We start from the raw sequence: 499 nt of genomic DNA, 5'->3' as shown, positions 1-499 counted from the left end.
GGGTATGGGTTTCTATCTGATGGACCGGAACGTGGGCGTAGTCCTGTTTTAACCAGCGCACGAAGCCGCCGGTTTTAATCAGTAAAATGGCCAGGAACGGTAGGGCGGTCAGCACCACGGTGGTTTTCATGGTCTCAAGCGAAGCGCCGGTAAACAGAATCGACAGCGGGATGAGGGTGATCACCACGCACCAGAACAGGCGCATGCCGCGATCCGGATCCTCGCCTTCGCGCAGGTTGCGGGTACTGGTCGCCGCCATGGTGTAGGCCACCGCATCCATGTGCGAGGCGAGGAAAACAATCATCACGAACAGATAGGCGGCGAGGAACAGCTTACCTGCCGGCAGCGACATCAGGACCTGCTGGACGGCGGTTTCGCCGCCGAGAGTCTGCATCACCTGTGGTACGTTAATCACGCCGTTAACGAACTGGTGCATGGCGTAGCTTTCCATCACCCCGAAGAAAAACCAGCAGCCGGCGGTGCTACCGAGGAGCAGTCC

Annotated in this window: 1 protein-coding gene; it reads right to left on the bottom strand. The window is 58.9% G+C overall.

The window, feature by feature from the left end; genetic code table 11:
- The coding region (locus tag AWT72_RS10260; protein ID WP_197407667.1) for a BCCT family transporter at window positions 1-499 on the bottom strand (499 nt) is incomplete at both ends.

Source organism: Oceanivirga salmonicida (assembly GCF_001517915.1).
GTDB lineage: Bacteria > Fusobacteriota > Fusobacteriia > Fusobacteriales > Leptotrichiaceae > Oceanivirga > Oceanivirga salmonicida.
This window is presented reverse-complemented; position numbering and strand designations above follow the sequence as displayed.